This window comes from Immundisolibacter sp., from assembly GCF_028696615.1.
GTDB lineage: Bacteria > Pseudomonadota > Gammaproteobacteria > Immundisolibacterales > Immundisolibacteraceae > Immundisolibacter.
In genome coordinates, this window is the sequence record NZ_JAQVGQ010000268.1 from 1 (window position 1) to 3173 (window position 3173).

5 protein-coding genes are annotated in these 3173 nt (G+C 68.2%); 1 reads left to right on the top strand and 4 read right to left on the bottom strand.

Going from position 1 to position 3173, the window contains the following annotated elements; genetic code table 11:
• Positions 1-231: 231 nt before the first annotated feature.
• Positions 232-1038: an alpha/beta fold hydrolase gene (locus PHC73_RS12970; protein ID WP_300129053.1), complete on the bottom strand. Its 807-nt coding sequence runs from the start codon at positions 1036-1038 to the stop codon at positions 232-234.
• The gene (idi, locus tag PHC73_RS12975; RefSeq protein ID WP_300129056.1) at positions 1019-1576 is read right to left on the bottom strand and encodes an isopentenyl-diphosphate Delta-isomerase; all 558 of its coding nucleotides are present in this window, start codon (positions 1574-1576) and stop codon (positions 1019-1021) included. The genes PHC73_RS12970 and idi overlap by 20 nt, the downstream gene beginning before the upstream one ends.
• Before the next feature lie 56 nt (positions 1577-1632).
• Here idi and PHC73_RS12980 point away from each other — a divergent pair, with 56 nt between their 5' ends.
• Positions 1633-1890 carry a glutaredoxin family protein gene (locus tag PHC73_RS12980; protein ID WP_300129059.1) on the top strand — a complete coding sequence of 86 codons (258 nt, stop codon included), beginning with the start codon at positions 1633-1635 and terminating at the stop codon, positions 1888-1890.
• On the opposite strand, the gene PHC73_RS12985 is transcribed toward PHC73_RS12980, so the two are convergent.
• Both PHC73_RS12985 and PHC73_RS12990 read right to left on the bottom strand, forming a co-directional pair.
• Positions 1887-2888, bottom strand: a complete 1002-nt coding sequence (locus PHC73_RS12985; protein WP_300129062.1) for a 2-hydroxyacid dehydrogenase — start codon at positions 2886-2888, stop codon at positions 1887-1889. The genes PHC73_RS12980 and PHC73_RS12985 overlap by 4 nt on opposite strands.
• A partial coding sequence (locus PHC73_RS12990; protein WP_300129065.1) for a sodium-independent anion transporter occupies positions 2885-3173 on the bottom strand: 289 nt, incomplete at its 5' end. The genes PHC73_RS12990 and PHC73_RS12985, both read right to left, overlap by 4 nt.

The window sequence follows — 3173 nt, forward strand, 5'->3', positions numbered from 1 at the left end:
GTCTACCACCAATGCCTCGCGGATCGGCGGGTTACGGCTACGCCTAACCCGCTCTACCACCCCGCGGCGAAAGGAGCCCGCGGCAGGATGCGGTGCGGCACGAACCGCATTGATCGAGATTCACGGCGACATAGGCCGTGGGAGCGGCGCCCTCGCCGCGAATGACGGGTGCCGGGATGCGGCCCGAGGGCGGGCCTCCTACAGAAGAAGGCGTTAACTAAAATCCGGCTCTCAGACACCGCCGTTCAAAAAATCCAACGCCAGCCGATTGAACAGGTCGGGACTCTCTACTGACGGCCCATGCCCAAGAGTGGGTAGCAGTTCAAGCCGCGCATCGGGCGCCTGCCCAGCCAGCGCCTCGCCCATGTGGACGAAGTCCGGCAGGTCGCGGGCGCCGACCAGCACCAGGGTAGGTGCGAGCAGCTCGGGTAGGCGCTCGGCGAGCGGGGGCTCCACGCCGGTTTCCGGGTCGCGGTGTTGCCAGTGCCAGCCGCTGTAGTCGGCCAGGATGGCGGTCAGCAGGGCGCGGCCGGTCGGCGTGTCGAGCGCGGGTGCGAACAGGTCGCTGTGCAACCACGCGGTCCGCGCGGCGTCCACGCCGTCGCGGGCGGCGATCTGCCACACACGTTTCAGAAGCGTCAGCAGTGCGCTGAGCGCGTGGCCGCGCAGCAGCGGCGCGGACAGCACCAGCCGACCGGCGCGCTGCGGGTAGGCGACGGCGAAGCTCGCTGCGATGCCGCCGCCGAGCGAGTGGCCCATCAGGTGCGCGCGCTCGACGCCGAGCGCGTCCAGCAGTGCGCGCAGGTCCGCATGGTGCGCATACGGCGCCGCGCCGGGCAGACTGGAGCGGCCGAAGCCCCGCAAGTCCACGCTGATGACGTCGAAGTCCGCCGCGAGCGCCGGCCACTGCAGCGCCCACACCCGGTGGTCGAGCGCAAAGCCGTGCACCAGCAGCAGCGGCTGGCCGCGTCCTTGGCGGCGGTAGAACAGCCGGCCGCCGTCGATCTCGGCGTAAGCTTCAACCGGCGCAGTGCTCATGAATCCAGGTCTCGATGGCGGGGCGGCAACAAGTCAGGATTTCCCGCAACCACGGGGTGAAGCTGTCCGGTGCGGCGGCGATTGTCGCCAGCAGCTCGGGCCAGGCGACGCGCCGCCAGGCGCTCACTTCTTGTGGGTCGGGCTGAGGGTCGATCTCGCACTGGCCGCACAGCAGGTGATCGAACTCGTGCTCGGTCAGATCACCGATCACCGGCAGGCGGTAGAGCAGGCTGCCGACGGGTTCGAGCGAGCAGTCGAAGCCCATTTCCTCGCGCAGGCGGCGCTGGGCCGCGTCGATCAGACCTTCGCCAGGCCGTGGGTGACCACAGGCGGTGTTGGTCCAAAGCCCTGCTGAGTGGTACTTACCATCTGCCCGGCGCTGCAGCAGCAGGCGCCCGGTTCGATCGAACACGAACACGGAAAACGCCCGGTGTAGCAGGGCGCGGCGGTGGGCGTCGAGCTTTTCGGCGCGGCCGGTGGGACGGTCCAGCGTGTCGACCAGCTGCACCCATTCGGTGACGGGGGAGGAGGTGTTCATCGCGGCAGGATGCCAGAGCCGCCATGGCTGGCCAAGAGGCCGCTAAGATCTCGTCCATGAACCTCACGCTTTACGTGACGCGCGGCTGCCATTTGTGCGAGGACGCGCTTGCGGTGCTCGCCGACGCCGGCCTTGGCGATGTGGTGCAGACGGTCGAGATCGGTTACGACGAGGCGCTCGCCCTGCGTTATGGCGCGCGCATCCCGGTGCTGCACGTGTCGGCCAGCGGACGCGAGCTCGACTGGCCGTTCACCGCGGCCGAGGTGCGAGCGTGGGTGGCGGGCTCGGCGCTGTTGCGCGATGGAATTTTCTAGGCGCCGGTCGAGCGGAACATATTGACGCTGGCCGGGTCCAGCAGGCCGCGTGGCTGCTCGCCGCGCAAGAAGCGGGCGATGTTGTCGCAGGCACGCGCTGCCGAAATCTGCGCACCGCCTGGCACGCGCGGCGAGTTGTGTGGCGAGCCGAGCACGTTCGGCAGGTCGAGGAACGGATAGTCCATCCGGAACTCGCCGTGCCGAAACGGCTCCACCCACCAGGCATCGATGCCGGCGCTGGCCTCTGGATTGGCGACCAGCCAGTCGTACAGCGCCTTCTGGTCGATGATCTCGCCGCGGGCGACGTTGATGAGCGTCGCGTTCGGCTTCAGCCAACCCAGCTCGCGGGCGCCGATCAGACCTTCGGTCTGCGGCGTGAGCGGCAGGCACACCACCAGCACGTCGGCGGCGCGCATCAGGCGCTCGAGATCGGCCAGCGTGCCGAGGAAATCGGCCGGATGCGCGCTGCGCCCGCTGCGGTTGATGGCCTCGATGCGCATGTCAAAGTGACGGAACAAATCGGCCGTGGCCTGACCGATGCCGCCAAAGCCCAGGATGCCAGCGGTCTTGCCGCGCAGCGTGCCGGTGTCGCTGAGCTGGTCGAACACGCCCTGCTGCATGCGCCGGTGGTTGTAGAGCAGCTTTTTGGTCAGCGCCAGCGCCATCGCCAGGATGTGTTCGGCCATCGCTTCGGAAAAGCCACCGGCGTTGCAGGCAAGCTGAGCCGTCTTTGGAAATTTCGTCAAATCAATATGATCGACGCCGGCGCTCATAAACTGCACGAAGCGCCAGGCCGGCTGCGCCGGCCAGTCGGCGCCGATTTCCAGCTGCGGGCGCAAGCACAGCAGCACGTCGGCCGCCGCCAGCGCCGCCGGCCGCTCGGTGGCGTCGACATCGGCCAGAAAGCGCACCTTGGCCAGGCCGGCGAGCTTGGTCTCGAGCAGTGGGCGCAGTTCTGGTCCCAAAGTGCACAGCACGACGGGTAGGGCAGCGTTCATGTCGTGATCTCCTCGATGGCCGGCGCATTTTCCGTGAGTGTAGTGACCGCCTCGTGCGTGCTCAAAAATACCTGGCCGGACGCCAACAACTCCCGCAGCCCGCAGCGCTGCAGGCGATCGAGCACCGGGCCCTTGAACTCGGCCAGGTGCGTGCGCACGCCGGCTTCGCGCAGCGCCGGCAGCAGCGTCTGCAGCATGCTCAGGCCGGTGCTGTCGATGTGGTTGATGCCGCTGCCGACCAGCACCAAGTCGGTGACCTGCGGGCGCGATGCCAGGGCATCTACA

What these genes read in the sequence shown, in the direction of transcription:
- PHC73_RS12970 (WP_300129053.1), bottom strand. Translation starts at nt 1,038, where the DNA reads ATGAGCACTGCGCCGGTTGAAGCTTACGCCGAGATCGACGGCGGCCGG.
- idi (WP_300129056.1), bottom strand. Translation starts at nt 1,576, where the DNA reads ATGAACACCTCCTCCCCCGTCACCGAATGGGTGCAGCTGGTCGACACG.
- PHC73_RS12980 (WP_300129059.1), top strand. Translation starts at nt 1,633, where the DNA reads ATGAACCTCACGCTTTACGTGACGCGCGGCTGCCATTTGTGCGAGGAC.
- PHC73_RS12985 (WP_300129062.1), bottom strand. Translation starts at nt 2,888, where the DNA reads ATGAACGCTGCCCTACCCGTCGTGCTGTGCACTTTGGGACCAGAACTG.